Here is a 17,475-nt window from a genome sequence, read left to right as displayed (position 1 = left end):
GGCGATGGCCAGTCTGTGCCACGGCGCGGGCGCGATACAGCCAGCGGCCGTAGTTTCTGCTGCCACAAATTCTTGCGAGCGCGCGGACGGTCATGGCGGCGGCAGCGCCAGCCAGGTCAGGCGCCAGGCGCCGTCGTGTCGCCCACCGGCGCGGTAGTACGGCCAGAACAGCAGCGGCGGCCGGCTCGCGGGCTGCAGCGAAATGGCCGCGCCCTCCTCGGCGTCGGTCACCGGCAGCACCTGCAGCCAGTCGTCCTGCGGTCCGTCGGGCAGACGGACGGTCTCTTCGGTCTTGAAACCGTCGATCAGGTCGGTGGCGTAGGCCAGCGGGCCGCGCGTGAGCCCGACGTAATGCAGGTCCAGCACCTGCTGGTGGACCGCCGAGCCGTCCGGCGCGCGGGATTCCTGCACGTTGCGCAGCACCTGCCGGTGCAGCGTCGGCCGCAGCGGGAACGCCAGTTGCACGTGGTCGTCGGAACGCCACAGGCGGCGCAGGACGAGGAAAGCACCGGGCACGACCGCGGCCTCCACGGGCTCGCCATTGACCGACACCGTGGCGCCCTCGGCCCAGGATGGAATGCGCAGCTGCAGGTCGAACGTCGCGTCGCGCTGGGGCTGCACGTCCAGCGACACGTCGCCGTCGAACGGATACCCGGTGTGCTGGCGCAGCACCACCGTCCCGGCCTGCGGATGGGCCAGGCGCGCTTCGCCGGGCCCGTAAAGCTGCACGCGGACGGTGTCGCCGTCCACGGCATACGCCAGTGACGGCAGTTCCTCCACCGCCATCGCGCCGCTGGACTTGCAGCAGCGCCAGTAGGTGGTGTGCACGCGCCGCCCGTTCGGGAACGAGTAGTAACACCAGTCCTCGCCATCCGGCGCCTGCGCGCCGAGCAGGTCGTTGTACGCGGTGCGCTCGATCTCTTCGGCGAAACGCGCCTCACCGGTGAGCTGCAGCAGCTCGCGGTTGAACTGGATCCACGACAGCAGCGAGCAGGTTTCCACGTAGGCGTTCGGGCTGAAGCTGCCGCGTGCATTGAACACTTCCCGCGAGCGATGGGCGACGCCGCCCCATGGCCCGCCGCCCAGGGTCAGGTGGTGCTCGCGGACGTTCTGCCAGATGCGCTCCAGCGTGTCGCGCAGGGCGGCGTCACCGGTGGCGCGGCATAGCTTCACCAGCGCGACCAGGTTCCAGAGCAGCTGGTAGGCCTTGCCGGTGGCGATCTCGGACGCATCGGCACCGGCCTCGAGCGCGGGCAGCAGGCGCAGCGCCGGATGCGAGTTCGCCTGCTCCAGCACGCGCTGGGCGAGCGCGAGGAAGCGCGGCTCCGCGGTTTCGGCATGCAACTCCAGCGCGGCATCCATCAGCACCGTGGCCGACATGCCGTGGTGGTTGCCCAGCGTGGTGATGTCGATGCCGGACGCCAGCGCCTGCGCGCACAGGTCGGCGATGCGCGCGGCGGCTTGCGTATAGCGCGGGTCCTGCAGGGCGCGCGCCGTCTCGACCAGGCCGAGGATCAGGTAGGCGTGCACCCAGATGTCCCAGGTGCGCAGCGCGGGCGCGCCGTCCCAGCTGGGCGGCTTCGGCGGCTGCGGATGGATGAAGCGGCGCTCTTCCGCGTAGGTACCCAGGTAGCCGTCGGCTTCCTGCACGGAGAGCAGGTAGTCGGCGACCGCGCGCAGGTGCGCGCCCAGCGTCGCATCGCCGCTGCGCCCGTAGGCACGGGCGGCGGCCGACAGCCATTTGCCGGCATGCTCGCCGTACCAGTCGCCCTCGGTGTTGCGCGCGCGGTGCTCGGGCGAGAACAGCGCGATCGCAGGACTGTCCGGCGCGGTGATGAAGTGCGAGAGGCGGCCACGCAGGTTGGCCTCGAGGGCTGCGCCGAGGACGCCGCCAAGCACGACCGACGACGCAGTGGAGGCCGTCGTCGTCATGCGGCATCCACCACGCAACGGAAACCGATGCGGCCGGATCGGTCCTTGCCCGGCGCCATCAACAGCAGCTTGCCGTGCTGGTCCAGTCGCTTGGCCTGGGGGAAGTACCAGTGTGAGGTGCGCGGCTCGTAGTCGCTGCCGCCGCGCACGATGGCTGCGCGCGTGTGCTCGTCGTGGAATTCATCCGTCCACTGCCAGACATGGCCCACCAGGTCCATCACGCCGAACGGACTGGCGCCGGCGGGAAACGCACCGACATCGGCCGGTGGCGGCAGCACGCGGCCGCGGAACACCGGTGGCGCGGCATCGTCTCGCCAGGCATCGCCCCACGGATACAGGCGACCGTCCGTTCCCTGTGCGGCGTACTGCCATTCCCAGCCGTGTGGCAGGCGCTTGCCCGCCCAGGCGGCATAGGCACGCGCATCTTCCAGCGACACCCAGGTGACCGGCTTGTTCTCCCAGCCCGCCTGCGGTACGCCATCGCGCCAGTCGCGGAGGAAATTCAGCGCATCGCGTGGCGCATAGCCGGTGGCATCGACGAAGGCCTTGAACTGTTCGTTCGTCACCAGGTGGCGATCGATGTGGAACGCCGCGACCTGCATGCGCTGGCGATGGTGGCGGCGCGCGGTCGGTTCCCACGGGAACTGCACGTCCACGCCTTCCCACACCTGCCCTTCGATCTCGATGCCCTGCACGGCGAACAGGAACTCGCCGCCAGGAATCGTCACCATGCCGTCCGGTGCCGTGGCCTGTGGCGGGGTCGCGGCGACCGGCTGCAAGGCCTGCGGCAGTGCGGTCCATCGTGCGGACAGAGATGCCAGCGGCGTCGCCGCGTGCTCCGCCATCTGCGCCAGGAAGGCATCCAGGCCTTCTTCCTCCACGCCCGCGCGCAACGCCAGCAGCGCGCCAAAGCCACGGCCTTCCAGCGTCGTCTCCAGGATCGCGTGGCCGTCGATGATGCGCGGCTGCAGTGCCGTGCCGTTCCACAGGTCGACATAGCGCGTGCCGTCGACATGCGGCACGGCGAGCTGCTCACCGGCGATCGCGTACTCGTGGCGGTTGACCAGCGTCCACAACGTGCGGCCCTCGCCCGGGAAGCGGCTGGCGAAGATGCCGGCCTGCAGCGTGCGTTCGTACGGGCGCCAGTCCAGGCTGACCAGCAACGGCGCGAAGCGGCGGTAGATCGTGGCGATGCGGCGCAGTGAAGCGGCGTCGCGCGGGGTCAGTTGGTTCCACAGCCCCCACACGTTCTCCCAGGCGTTGTAGCCCACGCCATTGAAGAAGATGTACTGCAGGTCGTGGTTGCGGTCGCGGCCCCAGCGGTTCTCGTAGTTGATCATGTGGCGCGGTTCCAGCCACTTGAACTTCGCCACCGGCGGCACGACCTCGTTCGGCGCCTTCTTGCCCCAGCTCTGCACGTTCCAGATCAGGTGTTCTTCGGCGCTGATCGTGGATTCCGGCTGCACGACCACCGGATGGCCCAGCGCATCGCAGGCGTCGAAGAACGCGCGCGGCACGCCGTTGTAGGTGTCGCCGTTGATGCCGTCGGCTCCCACCGCCTTGACGATCTGCGCGATGGCCTGCCAGTCCGGCGCGCCTTCGTCGCGGGTACCGTTGTCCCACGGCATGGTGGTGAGGAACACGCGCACGCCGCGGCGGTGGAAATCGTCGATCGCGCCGCGCAGCGCCTCCAGCCCGCCCGGCAGGCTGCGTGCCAGGTCGAACTGGTTGCGGTCGTCCACGCCGATGTTGGGATACACGCACCACAACAGCACGCTGTCGAGCCCGCCGAAGCGCGCTTCCAGATCATCGAGGTAGCGGTCGACGGTGTAGCGGCCGGCGACGGGGTCGTAGAGGTAGCGGTCCTCGACCATCACTTGCGCATGCACGAAGTTGCGCTGGGCCCACTGCAGTTCCGGCCGGCGGTAGTTGGCGTCGTCGTAGCCGATGCGGGTGAGGTGCTCGCGCCGCCAGTCCTTCAGTTCGGCGACCCAATCGTCGGCCGAGGCATTGGCATCGATCTTCCACTGGCCGATGTCGGCGAACGGCCAGCCCGGCGCCTTGCCCGGCGTGGGCAGGTAGCGCTGCGTGGTGACGTGGGAAAACTTGTATTCGGTCTTCACCACGTACGTGTCGTCGTGACCAGCGGCATCATGGGAATCGGGGGACGTGGGCGTGCTCATGGGGAGATCTTGGATCGGGACGATGGATCAGTCGCGGGGAAGGCCGCAGTAAGCCGCCAGGGCGGCCTGCTGCGAGGGTGCGTCGACATGCCCGGCGAACCAGGCTTCGACTTCCGGGCGCGCCGGGATGCTGGTCTGCGCGCCCAGCCGGGTGCAGGCGAGCGCGGAGGCCGCGCTGGCGAAGCGTAGCGCGTCCGCCAGCCCGGCATGCTCGGCCAGGCGGGCGGCCAATGCGCCGCAGAACGTATCGCCGGCCGCGGTCGTATCCACGGCGTCGATCAGGAACGCGGGCTGCAGGAAGATTTCACCACCCCGCCGTGCGAAGCAACCGCGCGCGCCAAGCGTCACGATCACGCAGGGCACCGGCAGGCGCGCCGCCTGCGCGGCTACGGAACCTTCGCCGGCCAACGTGGCCAGTTCGCCTTCGTTGACGACCAGTACGTCGACGCTGTCGAGCAGGCCCGCGGGCAACGGGGTGGCGGGTGCGGCATTCAACACCACCCGAACGCCGGCCTCGCGGGCAAGCCGGGCGTAGCTGGCCACGCTGTCCAGCGGTGTTTCCAGCTGCAGGAGCAGATGGCTGATGCCGCGCAGCGAGGGAAGATGGTGCGGCCTCAATCCCGCGTTGGCGCCCGGCGCGACGGTGATCGCGTTCTCCGCGTCGTCGGACAGGCAGATGAAGGCGGTGCCGCTGGCGGTATCCGGCACGCGCACGATGTGCGTGGACACGTCGGCGTCGGCAAGGGCGGCTTCGAGCACCACGGCGTACGGATCGTCACCGAGCGCGAGCAGCATGCGGGTCGGCACACCGCCGGCACGCGCACTGGCGACGGCCTGGTTGGCGCCCTTGCCGCCCGGAAACGTCGCGAACTCACGACCCAATACGGTCTCGCCCGGCGCCGGCACATGCGCCGCACGCACGACGAAATCGAGATTGGCCGATCCCGCCACCAGCACGCCGCCGCCATGACCGCGACTCATGGCGACACCGCCGAATAGACCGCGCGATAGAACGGCGTGGCCAGCTTGGGCAACGGAGGCGCCCCGTCGGTGGGCAGGTGCTGCGACAGCAGCAGGATCACCAGCCCGCGCTCGCGGTCGATGGTGAAGTACGTGGAAGCGGCGCCGGACCAGCCGAACTGCCCACGCGATCCGGGACGCGCACTGATCGCCGGATCGGTGACGACATACCCGCCCAGGCCGAAGCCTTCGCCCGGCTCGGGGGCAGGTACCGGCGGATCGAAGCCCGCGAGCTGGTCGGACATCATCATCGCCACGGTGTCTTCGCGTAGCAGGCGCACGCCCTCGAGCGTGCCGCCTTCGGCCAGCATCCGCGCGAAGCGTAGGTAGTCGGCGGCGGTGGAATAGAGGCCACCGGCACCGCTCGTGTAGGGGCGCAGGCGGACGCCGGGTTCGTGTGCGGACGGCGTGTCGGCCAGGACGCGCTGGCCTGCGGCATCGCGCGTGGTCAGCGCCATGATGCGGCCACGTTGCTCCGGCGGCACTTCGAAACCGGTGTCGCGCAGGGCGAGCGGCGTGAAGATGCGCGTCCGCAGGAACGTCTCGAACGATTGACCGCTGGCGACTTCGACCACGCGCGCCAGCACTTCGGTGTTGACGCCGTCGTAGCGGAAACGCGTGCCCGGCTCGGTGGCGAGCGGCGCGCGTGCGACGCGGTCGGCATAGCCGGCGAGGTCCGTGGCTTCTTCCGGCGCCTGCGCCTGCAGCAGGGCGGATGCCACGCGGATGTCGTCACCGCCCGTGGCAAAACCGGCGGTGTGCGTGAGCAGGTGCCGCACGGTCAGCGGGCGCTGCACCGGCACGAGCGCGGGCGCCTCCACGCTGCCGCCCGCGACCCGCTGCAGACCCGCGAATTCGGGCAGATAGGTGGCCACCGGGGCATCGAGGTGCAGCCTGCCCTGTTCGACCAGCATCAATGCCGCCACCGAGGTGACGGGCTTGGTCATGGAATAGATACGGAAGATCGCGTCTTCGCGCAGCGGATGCCGGCCTTGAAGGTCGGCATGGCCGAACGCACCGCGGTAGACCACGGCGCCGTGATCGGCGACCACGGCGACGGCGCCCAGGTAGCCGGCTTTGCCGATGTCCTGTGTGAGCAGCGTATCCATCGGCGCACGCGGGAGCGGCGGCGGGGTGGCGGTCGCGCAGGCGGCGAGCGAGAGTATCAGGACCATCCAGAGCCCGCGCCGCCCTGGAGAGGGGGCGGCGCGGGTGGATGCGGCGAAGGACAAGACCGGCATCCGCGGATGGTGGATCAGAACGTGTACTCGTAGGTAACGGAGTACATGCGACCGCGACCGGCGAAGTAGTTCTTGAAGAAGTCCACCTGCGACCAGCTGAGCACGTACTGCTTGTTGGTCAGGTTCTCGATGCCCAGCGTCACGCGACCATAGTTCTCGAAATTGTAGTTGGCGCTGAGATCGAACAGCGTGTAACCCTGCGTGTGTTCCTGGAACGAGTAGGTCTGCCCGTCGAACGCGCGCGTATCGGAACCCGTGAGGTCGCGATCCAGCAGCTTCGTGGCGTTGAGGGTGACGTCACCCTGTTCGTTGAAACGCCAGTTGACCGACGCGCCGATCTTGTCCGGATTGATGTCCGAGACACCGATCGGCTTGTTGAGCCCGCCTGCGGGATAGCGACCCAGCAGGTCGGCATTCCAGAACGCGGTCTCGCCCCGGATACGCGAGTAAAGACCGTTGACCTTCCACTGCGGATTGAAGCGCCATTCGCCGCTCAGTTCGACGCCCTTGATGCGGGTCGGGGCGCGGTTGAGCACGTAGTCGTTGGTCGCCGGGTCGACCGCCAGCGAGGTGCCGAACGGCGAGCGCGAGTCGTAGTACGAACCGCCGAGCGAACCGCGGTCGCCACGCCAGTTGAAACCGTACTCGCGGTTGTCGACGACGATCGCCTGCAGGTCGCGGATCCGGTCCACCGACTGGCCCGGCACGTTGATGTTGCGGAGCGGGATGCCGATGTTGGGCAGACTGAAGCCTTCGCCGTACGAGGCGAACACCGACCAGCCGCCGGCGATACGCCAGATGGCGCCGAAGTTCACCAGGTTCTCGGTGTACTCCACGCCGCCGCCCTCGACGAACACGCTGTTGCGGAAGGGCGTAGTCGTGTAGCTGTCGACGTGCAGCTCACCGTCCTCGCGACGGAAGCCACCGCTCACGGTCACCGGGCCGATGTCGTAGCTGAGCTGGACGTAGGGCGCGACGCTGGTGTATTCCATGGGCGGCACCCACAGGCGGTTGGTCAATGCGAGGCGCTGCTGCGCTTCGTCGTAGACATAGTCGACACCGGTGCGGAGTTCCAGGCCATCGACGCCGAACAGCGACGAGCGGGTCCACGACGGACGGAAACCCCACTTCTTGCTGGTGATTTCCGACTGGTCGAAGATGCGCTCCGCGCCCACCGGCAGCGGCCATACCAACTGGCGATCGTCTCCGTTCTCCGGGAGATAACGCATGGCCTGGTCAGCCCAGTACGCATTCAGCACCAGATTGCCGCCAAGGAAGTCTCCGTGCGTGTACAGCGCATTCAACTGCTCGAAGTCGTTGAACTCCGCCTTGCTGCCGAAGATCTGCCCGCGCTCGGACGTGTTGGTCACCGGATTGGGGCAGGTGCCGGGGCGGCAGCCCTCGACCTGGATGTAGTCGCCGTTGCCCTCGATCTTGAAATTGCTGTAACTCAGCTGCAGCCGCTGCACGCCGTCTTCACCGAAGTTGATGCCACCCTTCAGGAACAGGTTACGGGCCACCGAGTCCGATACCGAGCCGCTCGTGTTCATGCCGACACGACGACCATCCGCGTCGTACGCCATGCCGCGATCGATGCGCGACACGCCCACCACCAGGTCGCGGTTCTCCTGCTTGAACGCATAGTTCAGGCCGAGTTTCCAGCCGGCGCTGTCGTCCTTGAACTGGGTGGAATAGCGCGACAGGAAGCGGAATTCGCTGCCTTCCTTGGTCGGCACCGTGGAGATGTAGTTGATGATGCCACCCGCGGCACCGATGCCCTCCGACGCCGACGGACCGTTGATGACCTCGATGCGGTCCACGATGCCCATGTCGGTGAACGTCGCGTTGCGGCCACCCTCGCGCAACGGCGAGCCTTGCGGCACGCCATCGAACAGGCGCAGCGCGATGCGGCCGCGCAGGGTTTCACCGGTATTGCTCATGGCCTGGGACGATTCCGCATAGCCGGGCACCGTGCGTGCCAGCACCGCCGTCGCGTCTTCGGTCAGCGCAAGCGTGTGCTTGACCTCTTCCTTGGACACCAGCGACACCGCACCGGGGATGCGGTCGATCGACTTCGGCGCACGCACGCCGGTCACGATCACCTGATCCAGGTCGACGGCATCCTTCGCCCGTTCTTCGGTCGTCGCGTCCTGCGGCGGCAGCGGAGTGTTCTGTTGGGCCTTGACGCTGGCGCTGACGGCGGCGGCCAGCAGGAAAACGCCGAACGCGGCGGGTACCTGTTTCATGGTGTGCTCTCGGAATGCTTCGGTGGACGGCACGGTCGCGCAGCGGGCGGCACGTTCCGGACTAGAGATGTGTATGCGAAGACCGCGTTGGCGGCCGGCGTGCCCCGCGTTCCTCCCAGACGCGTGAACCCGACGATGGCGGCAGCGTAAGGCGACACCGGTCACGGAAGAATCGTCCGCCGATATGTTCACAGGCTAGTTTTTGTAGCGTGCACTGCAACATCGCGGCTCAGGCATGGCCGGTGGCGGCACGACTCTCCTGCAGCAGTACGGTGACCAGGCGGATGCGCACCGAGGAGCGCGACCACACCATGCCGATCCGGCGTGGCTCGCTGGGCAGCGGCAGCGGAATGCGCACCAGGTCCAGCCCCTCCGGCCAAGGACGTGCCCAGTCGGGTACCAGCGACACACCCAGGCCGCGGTCCACCATCACCGCAATGGCGTTGAGCCCGTTCAGTTCGAACCGCTCGCGCGGCACGATCCCGGCGGCATGCAGGTATTCGTCCGCCACGCGCCCGCCCCACTGGTTGCGGTCGTAGCGGATCAGCGGTTCGCTGCGCAGCAGGTCGTGCGGGTCGCGTCCCGCCATCCGCGCCGGCGCGATCATCACCAGCGGCTCTTCGCGCAGCAGCTGCCAGTCGCAGGTCTTGGGCAGGCTGTACGGCGCCTGCAGCACCAGCGCCGCGTCCAGTTCGCCCGCCTCCACCGCGCGATAGAGCTCGGCCGAGTACGCCGGCCGGATGTAGACGTTGATCTGCGGGAATGCATCGACCATGCGCGCCAGGATGTCGGGCAGCATGCCGGCCAGCGCGGTCGGGCACGCGCCCAGGCGCAGTTCGCCCGACACGTCGCTGTCGTTGGCCACACTGCGCATGTCCGATACGTCGCGGAGCAGGTCGCGTGCCCGCTGCAGGATGCGCGCGCCCTCTTCGGTCAGGCTGACGGTGCGCCCCGCGCGCGCGATCAAAGGCGCGCCCAGTTCCCGCTCGAGCGTGCGGATCTGCTGCGCCACCGCGGCGGGGGTGATGTTCAGCACGCGCGCCGCGGCCGCCATCGAACCGCGGTCGGCCACCACCACGAACGTGTTCAGGAACTGGGTATCCACGCGCCTCCCCCTGCTGCCGTCAGGCTACACGAGGCGTGGCGCGCCGACGATGGGACCTATGGCCCATGCGCTCAGCCGGCCGTGTTCACGGCATCCTGCCGGTGGATCGTCAGGCCCTGCAGCGATTGCGCCGGTGGCGGGAACAGCCAGCTGGCCGCGTAGCCGATGACGATGCACAGCAGGATCGAGATGCCCAGGTAGAAGTACGGATGCACGAGATCCATCGACCAGATAAGCAGGGTCAGCACGATGGCCCCGGCGATGCCGATGGCAACGCCCTGTGCGTTGGCGCGCCGCGTGAACATCCCCAGCGTGTACGCCCCGGCGAAGCCGCCCCCCAGCAGACCTGCCAGTTCGATCGAGACGTCGAACAGGGAGTGGATGTCGTAGCGCGAGAGCACCAGCGCGATGCCGATGCCCACCAGGCCCACCAGCACGCCCATGATCTCCGCGAACAGCACGCTCTTCTTCGGGGTCGGGTTCTTCGCCAGCTTCTCGTAGAAATCCACGGAGGCCAGCGTCGAGACGCTGTTGATGATGCTGGACAGCGTGGACATGGCGGCGGCGAAGATGCCGGCGATGATCAGGCCGGTGACGCCCATCGGCAGTTCTGCCGCGATGAACAGCGGGAATGTCGCGTCGATGGGCAGCAGCGGATTCATGCGCTCGGGATGGGACTGGTAGTACACGTACAGCGCCGTGCCGATCGCATAGAAGAAGAAGCCGCCGGGAATCATGATGGCGGCGAACGTCCATATCGAACGCCCCGCCTCCTTGTCGGACTTCGTGGACAGCACGCGCTGCATCAGCACCTGGTCTTTCGGGAACGTCAGCACCACGTCGAACACCACCAGGAAGATGAAGCCCCAGACGGTCGCCTTGGTGAGGTCGAAACTGAAATCGAACAGCTGCGTCTTGTTCTCCGCCATCGCCACCTGGAGGAACTCGGGCACGCCGCCGTTGAGGTGGTAGATGATGAATCCGATGGCGAAGATCGCGCCGCCGAACATCACGAACACCTGCACGAAGTCGGTCCAGATGACCGCCTTCATGCCGCCCAGCGTGGTGTAAATGATGGTGAACACGCCCATGATGAGGATGCTCCACACCACGTCCAGGCCGGTGATCGTGGCGATCGCGAGCGCGGGCAGGAACAGGATCACGCTCATGCGGCTGCCGATCTGCATCGCGATGCACAGGGCGCTGGCGAGCATCCGGATGGCGGGATGGAAACGCTTCTCCAAGTAGGAGAACACCGACATCAGGTCGAGGCGGCGCAGCAGCGGCACGATCCAGATGGCGACGAACATCAGGCCGACGACCGCGATCAGGTTGTTGGTCAGGTACTGCCAGTTCGTTTCGAACGCCTTCGCCGGAATCGCGATGAAACTGATGGAACTGGTGTTGGTGGCGTACAGGCTGACGCCGGCCGCCCAGAACGGGATGCTGCGGCCGCCGACGAAGAAATCCGCCGTGGATGCGCGTTTCTCCCGCAGGTAGAAGTACAGGCCGATGCCGACCATCGCTGCGAGATACACGACGATGACCAGCCAGTCCAGCCACTTGAGCAGGTAGGTGCCGCCGGTGATCGAGGTCGTCCGCAGCGCGCTGGCGCCGGCGTCCCAGCCGACCAGTCCGTCGCCCCAGGCCGTGACACGGGGCGAGAGCGCGGCCGTGGACCCGGGAATGTCGGTCCAGGCGCGGGTGATAGTATGGAAGGTCGCGAGCCGCGAGGCGGTGGAACCGGCGAATGGCTTGAGCAGATACAGCACGTGGGCCTGTCCGAGCGCGCGCGCCGTGCCTTCGCCGGCAAGCGCACCGGGAACGGGCGGCAATGATTGCCAGCCGTTTTCGGACGACCAGCGCCACTGGGCATCCTCGCCTGCGCCGCGCGTGGTGGCGATCAGTTCGCCGCGTTGCGCGACAAGCGAGTTGAGGGGCGCGCCCGACGGAAGCGCAGGCAGCGCCTGCCACGCGGTGGCGGCCGAGGCATCGACCGCGCGCCGCCATACGCGCGCCGTGCCCGCGTCGTCGCGACCGGCCGCGTAGACATTCGCGGAATCCGCCGCAAGCTGGACCTGCTCGAGGGGTTGCGGAAACGCCGGCAATGGCTGCACGGACAGCTGTCCGCGCACGAGGGTCGCTGTTGCGATCCCGGCGATCCGCGAGCCGTTGATATCCGATTGCAGCAGGTAGAGACGCCCCGGCGCCGCATTCCGCCAATGATCGACGGGGGCCGGCCCCTTCAGTCCGATCGCCTGCCAGCGTGCTCCGGTCTTCTCCCACCGCCACGCAGCGGTGTCGCCGAAGGCCAGCAGGTCGTCACCGGCGCTGTGCAGGGCACGCGCACTCGCGGGCGGTACAGGAAGCGACCCCTCCGAAAGACGCGTGAGGCTTTCGCCGCGCGCATGGCCCGGCAACACGCCGCATGCGACCAGCACGGCAATGCCCACCATCGCCAGATACCTGTGCAGCGACACCCGACCGAAGCGGCCGCGGACCCGCGAAACGACCGTCATGCGCGCTCCCGTCCGGCAGCGGCGAGGACGGCGCGCGCGCGCGCGAGGAACGGGGCATCCACCATGCGGCCGTCCACCGCGTAGACACCCGCACTCCCCTCTGCGGCGGCAACCGTGCGACGCGCCGCGTCGACTTCCTCGACGGACGGCGCGAACGCCGCGTTGGCCCACGCCACCTGGCGCGGATGCACGCAACTCTTGCCCGCGAACCCGAGTGCGCGCGCCGCGTCGGCTTCGGCGCGGAAGCCGGCTTCGTCTTCCAGGCCAGGGAACGCGGCGTCGTAAGCGAACGCTCCCGCTTCCGCCGCGGCCATGCGCAGGGCGTACTGCGCGGCGTGCACGTTGCGCAGGTCGCTGCGGCGGATGCCGTGGGGCTCGAACAGATCGCCAAGCCCAAGTTGCAGGCCGCGGACGCGCGGATGGGCCTGCGCGATCTTGACCGCATGGCGCAGCGCGCGGGGGGTTTCGATGTTCACCAGCAGCCCGACGGCCCTGCGGACGCCGAGGCGCGCTTCGACCGACTCGACTTCACTGATCGCCTGACGGAGCTGTTCCACCGACTCGATCTTCGGCAGGTTGAGCAGGTCGATGTCCAGCGGCAGGATCGCGCGCAGGTCGTCCGCCCACGCCGACGAACTCCAGGCGTTCACCCGTACGACCACCTGCTTGCGCGCGGCACGGTGCGGTGCCGGCTGCAGGAAGGCAGCGACCTGCGTGCGCGCCGCCGCCTTGTCTTCGCCCGCGACGGCATCCTCGAGGTCGAAGGACAGGAGGTCTGCGTCGCCGGCCAACGCCTTGGCGAACAGCATCGGGCGACTGCCGGGCACGAACAGTTTGCTACGCATGGACGGCGCTCATCATGGCGCGCAGTCTGCTGGAATCGCGCCACCAGCAAAGCCCGCGCCAGCATCTTCAAACGATAGTTTTTGCTGCGTCCGGGAATGCGGCAACGCAACATTCCCTTGCGGCCGAACGTGATCAGCGTTTGACGTCCAGGCTGTTCTCGCCGAGGAATGCCTGTACGTCGTTCGCGGCGACGAGATTGAAGTCGCCCGGCAGCGAGTGCTTCAGGCATGCCGCCGCCACACCGAAGTGCAATGCGTCGGCGGGCGCCATGCCGGCAAGGCCGCCGTGCAGGACGCCGGCCGCGAACGCATCGCCGGTGCCGATGCGATCCACGATGGGAGTCACTTCGTAGGACGGCGTCGTCAGCAGGCTGCCGTCGCGCAGGGCCGTGATGCCGGACAGCGCGTGATGGTCCACGCTGCGTTGCACGCGGATCGTCGCCGCCATCTGCCGGAGGTGCGGGAACGCCTTGAAGGCCGCAGCGGCTCCGGCCGCGAAGCGTTCCTGCGGCGTCGCCTGCGGGAAGTCTAGGCCGAGGACGACCTCCAGGTCGCGATGACTGGCGAACAGGATGTCGGCCCCGGACATCAGGCCGCGCAGGATCGTCGGTGCATCGCCCCCCCACGCGTCCCAGAGCTTGGGCCGGAAGTTGCCGTCGAACGACACGTTCACACCCGCGGCGCGCGCGGCGTCGACCGCCACGCGGACGCCGTCCGCCGCCTGCTGGCCAAGCGCAGGCGTGACGCCGGAGACATGCAGCCAGTCCGCACCCGACAGCAGCGCAGGCCAGTCGTGCGTGCCGCCACCTGCGCGCGCGAAGGCCGAATCGGCGCGGTCGTAGAGCACTTCGCTCGGTCGCTGGATCGCACCCGTCGTCAGGAAATACAGGCCCATGCGTCCTGCGACCTGCTGCACGGCGCGCGTGTCGACGCGGTGCCGGCGCAGCTCGCCCAGCGCGGCCTCACCCAGTGCGTTATCCGCGACCAGACCGACCATGCGCGCGTCGTGGCCGAAGCGCGCAAGCGAGACCGCGACGTTCGCCTCCGCGCCACCGATGTGCACGTCGAGCACCGGCGACTGCAGCAATGCCTGGCGGCCAGGCGCGCCCAGTCGCAGCAACAGCTCCCCGAAACAGACGATCTTGCCCATGACCCCACTCCTCCCGTGATGGTGGCGCACCAGCCTCGCCTGTCATCCGCGACTTGTCCACGGGACAAGGAAAAACGCGCGGAGACGGCAGTTGTTGTTGCAGCGCACACTCTGTTAGCGTTGTTTTTGACCAGCGGTGTCATTTTACCAGCTGGCAGGATTCGTAAGGGAATAAACCGCAGTTTTTGCCATCAAAACAGTCGCTCCACGCGGCCATGGTCCCTTGAGGAGGGGAGAACATGCCAGTTAGTCACCAGAACCGGAAGACACCGGTTACCTTGCTTGCCGTCTCGATCGGCCTGGCGTTGCAGATGAGTGCGGCGGCGCATGCCCAGGAGACCGCGCAATCGGCCGACTCCGGTCAGTCCGCGCCTGCCGAGAGCGTCGACACCCTCGACACCGTCAGCGTCACCGGGTATCGCGCCAGCGTCGAGAAAGCCCTCGACATCAAGCGCGGCGAAGCCGGCGTGGTCGATGCGATCGTCGCCGAGGACATCGGCAAGTTCCCGGATCTCAACCTGGCCGAATCGCTGCAGCGCATCCCCGGCGTGGTCATCACCCGCGATGCCGGCGAGGGCCGCAACATCTCGGTGCGCGGCCTGGGCCCCGACTTCACCCGCGTGCGCATCAACGGCATGGAGGCATTGACCACGGTCGGTTCCACCGACCAGAACGGCGGCTCCAACCGCGGACGCGGTTTCGACTTCAACGTGTTCGCCTCCGACCTGTTTTCGCAGCTGATCGTGCGCAAGACCGCACAGGCGGATGTGGAAGAAGGCTCGCTCGGCGCCACCGTCGACCTGCGCACCGCGCGCCCGTTCGACTACGACGGGTTCACGCTGGTCGCCAGCGGCCAGGCCAGCTATGCCGACATGGGCAGCACGACCGACCCGCGCCTGGCGGGCCTGATCGCCAATACCTGGGCCGACGGCAAGTTCGGCGCACTGCTGTCGGTCGCCTACTCCGAGCGGCAGGCACTGGAAGAGGGCAGCGGCAGCGGACGCTGGGCCGGCGGCACCAGCAACAACGGCTTCAATCCCGCCTCGCCCTACACGCCGGCCCTTGCCGCCAACACCTACCATCCGCGCTTTCCCCGCTACACGCTGATGGAGCACGACCAGAAGCGCACCGGCGTGACGGCATCGCTGCAGTTCAAGCCGACCGACCGCACCCAGTTCGCCTTCGATGCGCTGTATTCGAAGATCGATGCGGTGCGCGACGAGAAATACATCGAAGCCATCTCGTTCAGCCGCGGCGCCTCGCAGGGCGGCAAGCCGCAGACCATCGTGCGCGAAGGCGCGATCGAGAACGGCGCACTGGTCTACGGCCTGTTCGACGACGTGGACATCCGCTCCGAGAGCCGCCACGACGAGTGGAACACGGTCTTCACGCAGCTGGGACTGGAAGGCGAGCACGAGTTCACGGACAACTTCAAGATCTCCGGGAAGCTGGGCACGTCGAAATCGGAACACGAGAATCCGATCCAGACGACCATCATCATGGACAAGTTGAACGTCGACAATTACAGCTACGACTATCGTGGCAATCCGTACAAGCCGGTGATCGACTACGGCATCAGCCCGACCGACCCCAACGGCTGGACCCTGGCCGAGATCCGCATCCGTCCGCAGTACGTCGAGAACGATTTCGACGTCGCCCAGCTGGATTTCAACTGGAACATCAGCGCGGGCTTCCGCCTGAAGGGCGGCGTGCAGGCCAAGGACTACAGCTTCTCCACGCGCGAACTGCGTCGTTCGACGGAAGCACTGACCGGCGTGCCGATGTTCACCGACGGCACCCGCATCGTGCCGGCCGACCTGACCGAACAGGCCAGCCTGAGCGGCGTGAGCGGATTGCCGGGCACGTGGGTGATCCCCGACTACCAGGGCATCGCCGACTTCTACGACATCTACAGCAATACCGGTCCGTTCACCCTCAACGAGCGCGCGGTGAACACGCGCAGCGTCGAGGAGAAAGATCGTGGTGTCTACCTGATGGGCGAATTCTCCGCCGATCTTGGCGCGATTCCGGTGTCCGGCAACGTCGGCGTGCGTTACGTGCGTACCAAGCAGTCTTCCACGGGCATCGCGACGGCCAGCGGCACGCCGGTCGCCACGACGGTCTCTCGCGAGTACAGCGACACCCTGCCGTCGATGAACCTGGTGGCCGAGATCACGCCTGACTTCCTGATCCGGCTGGGCGCCGCCAAGGTGATGACGCGTCCCGGCCTGGGCAGCCTGACGCCGGGCGTGACCGTCAACGTCAGCGGCGGTGCGCGCACCGTCAGCGGCGGCAATCCGAACCTGGATCCCATCCGCGCCAAGACGGTCGATCTCGGTTTCGAGTGGTATTTCAACGAAGGCGCGATGCTGGGCCTGGGGTTGTTCTACAAGGACATCGAGAGCTTCATCCAGACCACGCGCGTCGTGCAGCCGTACTCGTCGAGCGGCCTGCCCGCCAGCCTGTTGGACGGCACCGGCGCCGGTGTCAACGACGACTTCGTCTTCAGTGTTCCGCTCAACACCCCGGGCGGCGAACTGACCGGTTTCGAAGCCAACTACACACAGCCCTTCACTTTCCTGCCGGGCAAGTTCGGCAATCTCGGCGTGCAGTTGAACTACACCTACGTCGATTCGCAGATCCAGTACCTGACGTCGACCGGTGCCAACTCGTTCAAGACCGATCTGACCGGCCTGTCCAAGCACGCGTGGAACGCGACGCTCTACTACGAAGGCGAACGCTTCTCCGGTCGTGTCTCGGCGACGAATCGCGACGACTTCCTGCTGCAGGTCCCGGCCACCGAAGCCGGCTTCGACGTGCACGGGCAGACCGGCACCACCACGGTCGACGCGTCCGTGCGCTGGAAGATCAACGACAAGCTGGAACTGAGCCTGGAAGGCATCAACCTGACCGACGAACCGCAGGAGTCGTGGGTGGCGAACTCGGGTGGCCAGCTCCCGCTGGACTACAGCGAAACCGGCCGCCAGTACCTGCTGGGCCTGCGATACAAGTTCTGATGCATTGACGGTCCCGCACCTCCCCCACGGGGCGCACCTGAAGCCCGGCCGCCTCTCCCGGCCGGGCTTTTTTTGTGTCTGTGACCGGGCGCTTCCGATGAGGGGGCCGCCCGTTGACAACACCATTGTCTCGGGACATTTTCCCATTCGAATCAACTACTTGTTGTTGCGGCGCACTCTCTGATAGCGTCCTTGACCAGCGGTGTCATTCTGCATG

Annotated in this window: 10 protein-coding genes; 1 reads left to right on the top strand and 9 read right to left on the bottom strand. The window is 67.5% G+C overall.

Annotated elements, in window-relative coordinates; genetic code table 11:
- Positions 1-90: 90 nt before the first annotated feature.
- The 9 genes from ACSQ19_RS10010 to ACSQ19_RS09970 form a co-directional block, all read right to left on the bottom strand.
- The gene (locus ACSQ19_RS10010; RefSeq protein WP_435996692.1) at positions 91-1,932 is read right to left on the bottom strand and encodes a glycoside hydrolase family 127 protein; all 1,842 of its coding nucleotides are present in this window, start codon (positions 1,930-1,932) and stop codon (positions 91-93) included.
- A complete protein-coding gene (locus ACSQ19_RS10005) occupies positions 1,929-4,115 on the bottom strand; it encodes an SUMF1/EgtB/PvdO family nonheme iron enzyme (protein ID WP_435996690.1) in 2,187 nt (728 codons plus the stop codon). The genes ACSQ19_RS10010 and ACSQ19_RS10005 overlap by 4 nt, the downstream gene beginning before the upstream one ends.
- Before the next feature lie 27 nt (positions 4,116-4,142).
- Positions 4,143-5,096 (bottom strand): ribokinase, encoded by a 954-nt coding sequence (locus tag ACSQ19_RS10000; RefSeq protein WP_435996688.1) that lies wholly within the window; start codon positions 5,094-5,096, stop codon positions 4,143-4,145.
- Positions 5,093-6,244, bottom strand: coding sequence for a serine hydrolase domain-containing protein (locus ACSQ19_RS09995; RefSeq protein WP_435996686.1), 1,152 nt, complete (start codon positions 6,242-6,244; stop codon positions 5,093-5,095). Before ACSQ19_RS09995 ends, ACSQ19_RS10000 begins: the two co-directional genes overlap by 4 nt.
- A 146-nt stretch (positions 6,245-6,390) precedes the next feature.
- Positions 6,391-8,622 carry a TonB-dependent receptor gene (locus ACSQ19_RS09990; protein WP_299344492.1) on the bottom strand — a complete coding sequence of 744 codons (2,232 nt, stop codon included), beginning with the start codon at positions 8,620-8,622 and terminating at the stop codon, positions 6,391-6,393.
- Between the two features lie 229 nt (positions 8,623-8,851).
- Entirely contained in the window at positions 8,852-9,727 is an 876-nt protein-coding gene (locus tag ACSQ19_RS09985) for a LysR family transcriptional regulator (RefSeq protein WP_296279356.1), read from the bottom strand.
- Positions 9,728-9,798: 71 nt separating this feature from the next.
- Positions 9,799-12,246, bottom strand: coding sequence for a sodium:solute symporter (locus ACSQ19_RS09980; protein WP_435996685.1), 2,448 nt, complete (start codon positions 12,244-12,246; stop codon positions 9,799-9,801).
- Positions 12,243-13,091 carry an HpcH/HpaI aldolase/citrate lyase family protein gene (locus ACSQ19_RS09975; RefSeq protein WP_435996684.1) on the bottom strand — a complete coding sequence of 283 codons (849 nt, stop codon included), beginning with the start codon at positions 13,089-13,091 and terminating at the stop codon, positions 12,243-12,245. Before ACSQ19_RS09975 ends, ACSQ19_RS09980 begins: the two co-directional genes overlap by 4 nt.
- Positions 13,092-13,224: 133 nt before the next feature.
- A complete protein-coding gene (locus ACSQ19_RS09970) occupies positions 13,225-14,241 on the bottom strand; it encodes a sugar kinase (RefSeq protein ID WP_435996683.1) in 1,017 nt (338 codons plus the stop codon).
- Positions 14,242-14,480: 239 nt separating this feature from the next.
- Here ACSQ19_RS09970 and ACSQ19_RS09965 point away from each other — a divergent pair, with 239 nt between their 5' ends.
- On the top strand, positions 14,481-17,258 hold the full coding sequence (locus ACSQ19_RS09965) for a TonB-dependent receptor (RefSeq protein ID WP_435996682.1): 2,778 nt from the start codon (positions 14,481-14,483) through the stop codon (positions 17,256-17,258).
- Positions 17,259-17,475 lie beyond the last annotated feature (217 nt).

Source organism: Pseudoxanthomonas sp. LjRoot127 (genome assembly GCF_964253495.1).
Classification (GTDB): Bacteria; Pseudomonadota; Gammaproteobacteria; order Xanthomonadales; family Xanthomonadaceae; genus Pseudoxanthomonas_A.
Note: the sequence above shows the minus strand (reverse complement) of the source record. Positions and strands in the feature narration are given on the sequence as shown.

Bases quoted from the DNA above. Each gene is read 5' to 3' on its own strand.
- ACSQ19_RS10010 (WP_435996692.1), bottom strand. From the start codon at position 1,932: ATGACGACGACGGCCTCCACTGCGTCGTCGGTCGTGCTTGGCGGCGTC.
- ACSQ19_RS10005 (WP_435996690.1), bottom strand. From the start codon at position 4,115: ATGAGCACGCCCACGTCCCCCGATTCCCATGATGCCGCTGGTCACGAC.
- ACSQ19_RS10000 (WP_435996688.1), bottom strand. From the start codon at position 5,096: ATGAGTCGCGGTCATGGCGGCGGCGTGCTGGTGGCGGGATCGGCCAAT.
- ACSQ19_RS09995 (WP_435996686.1), bottom strand. From the start codon at position 6,244: ATGGATACGCTGCTCACACAGGACATCGGCAAAGCCGGCTACCTGGGC.
- ACSQ19_RS09990 (WP_299344492.1), bottom strand. From the start codon at position 8,622: ATGAAACAGGTACCCGCCGCGTTCGGCGTTTTCCTGCTGGCCGCCGCC.
- ACSQ19_RS09980 (WP_435996685.1), bottom strand. From the start codon at position 12,246: ATGACGGTCGTTTCGCGGGTCCGCGGCCGCTTCGGTCGGGTGTCGCTG.
- ACSQ19_RS09975 (WP_435996684.1), bottom strand. From the start codon at position 13,091: ATGCGTAGCAAACTGTTCGTGCCCGGCAGTCGCCCGATGCTGTTCGCC.
- ACSQ19_RS09970 (WP_435996683.1), bottom strand. From the start codon at position 14,241: ATGGGCAAGATCGTCTGTTTCGGGGAGCTGTTGCTGCGACTGGGCGCG.
- ACSQ19_RS09965 (WP_435996682.1), top strand. From the start codon at position 14,481: ATGCCAGTTAGTCACCAGAACCGGAAGACACCGGTTACCTTGCTTGCC.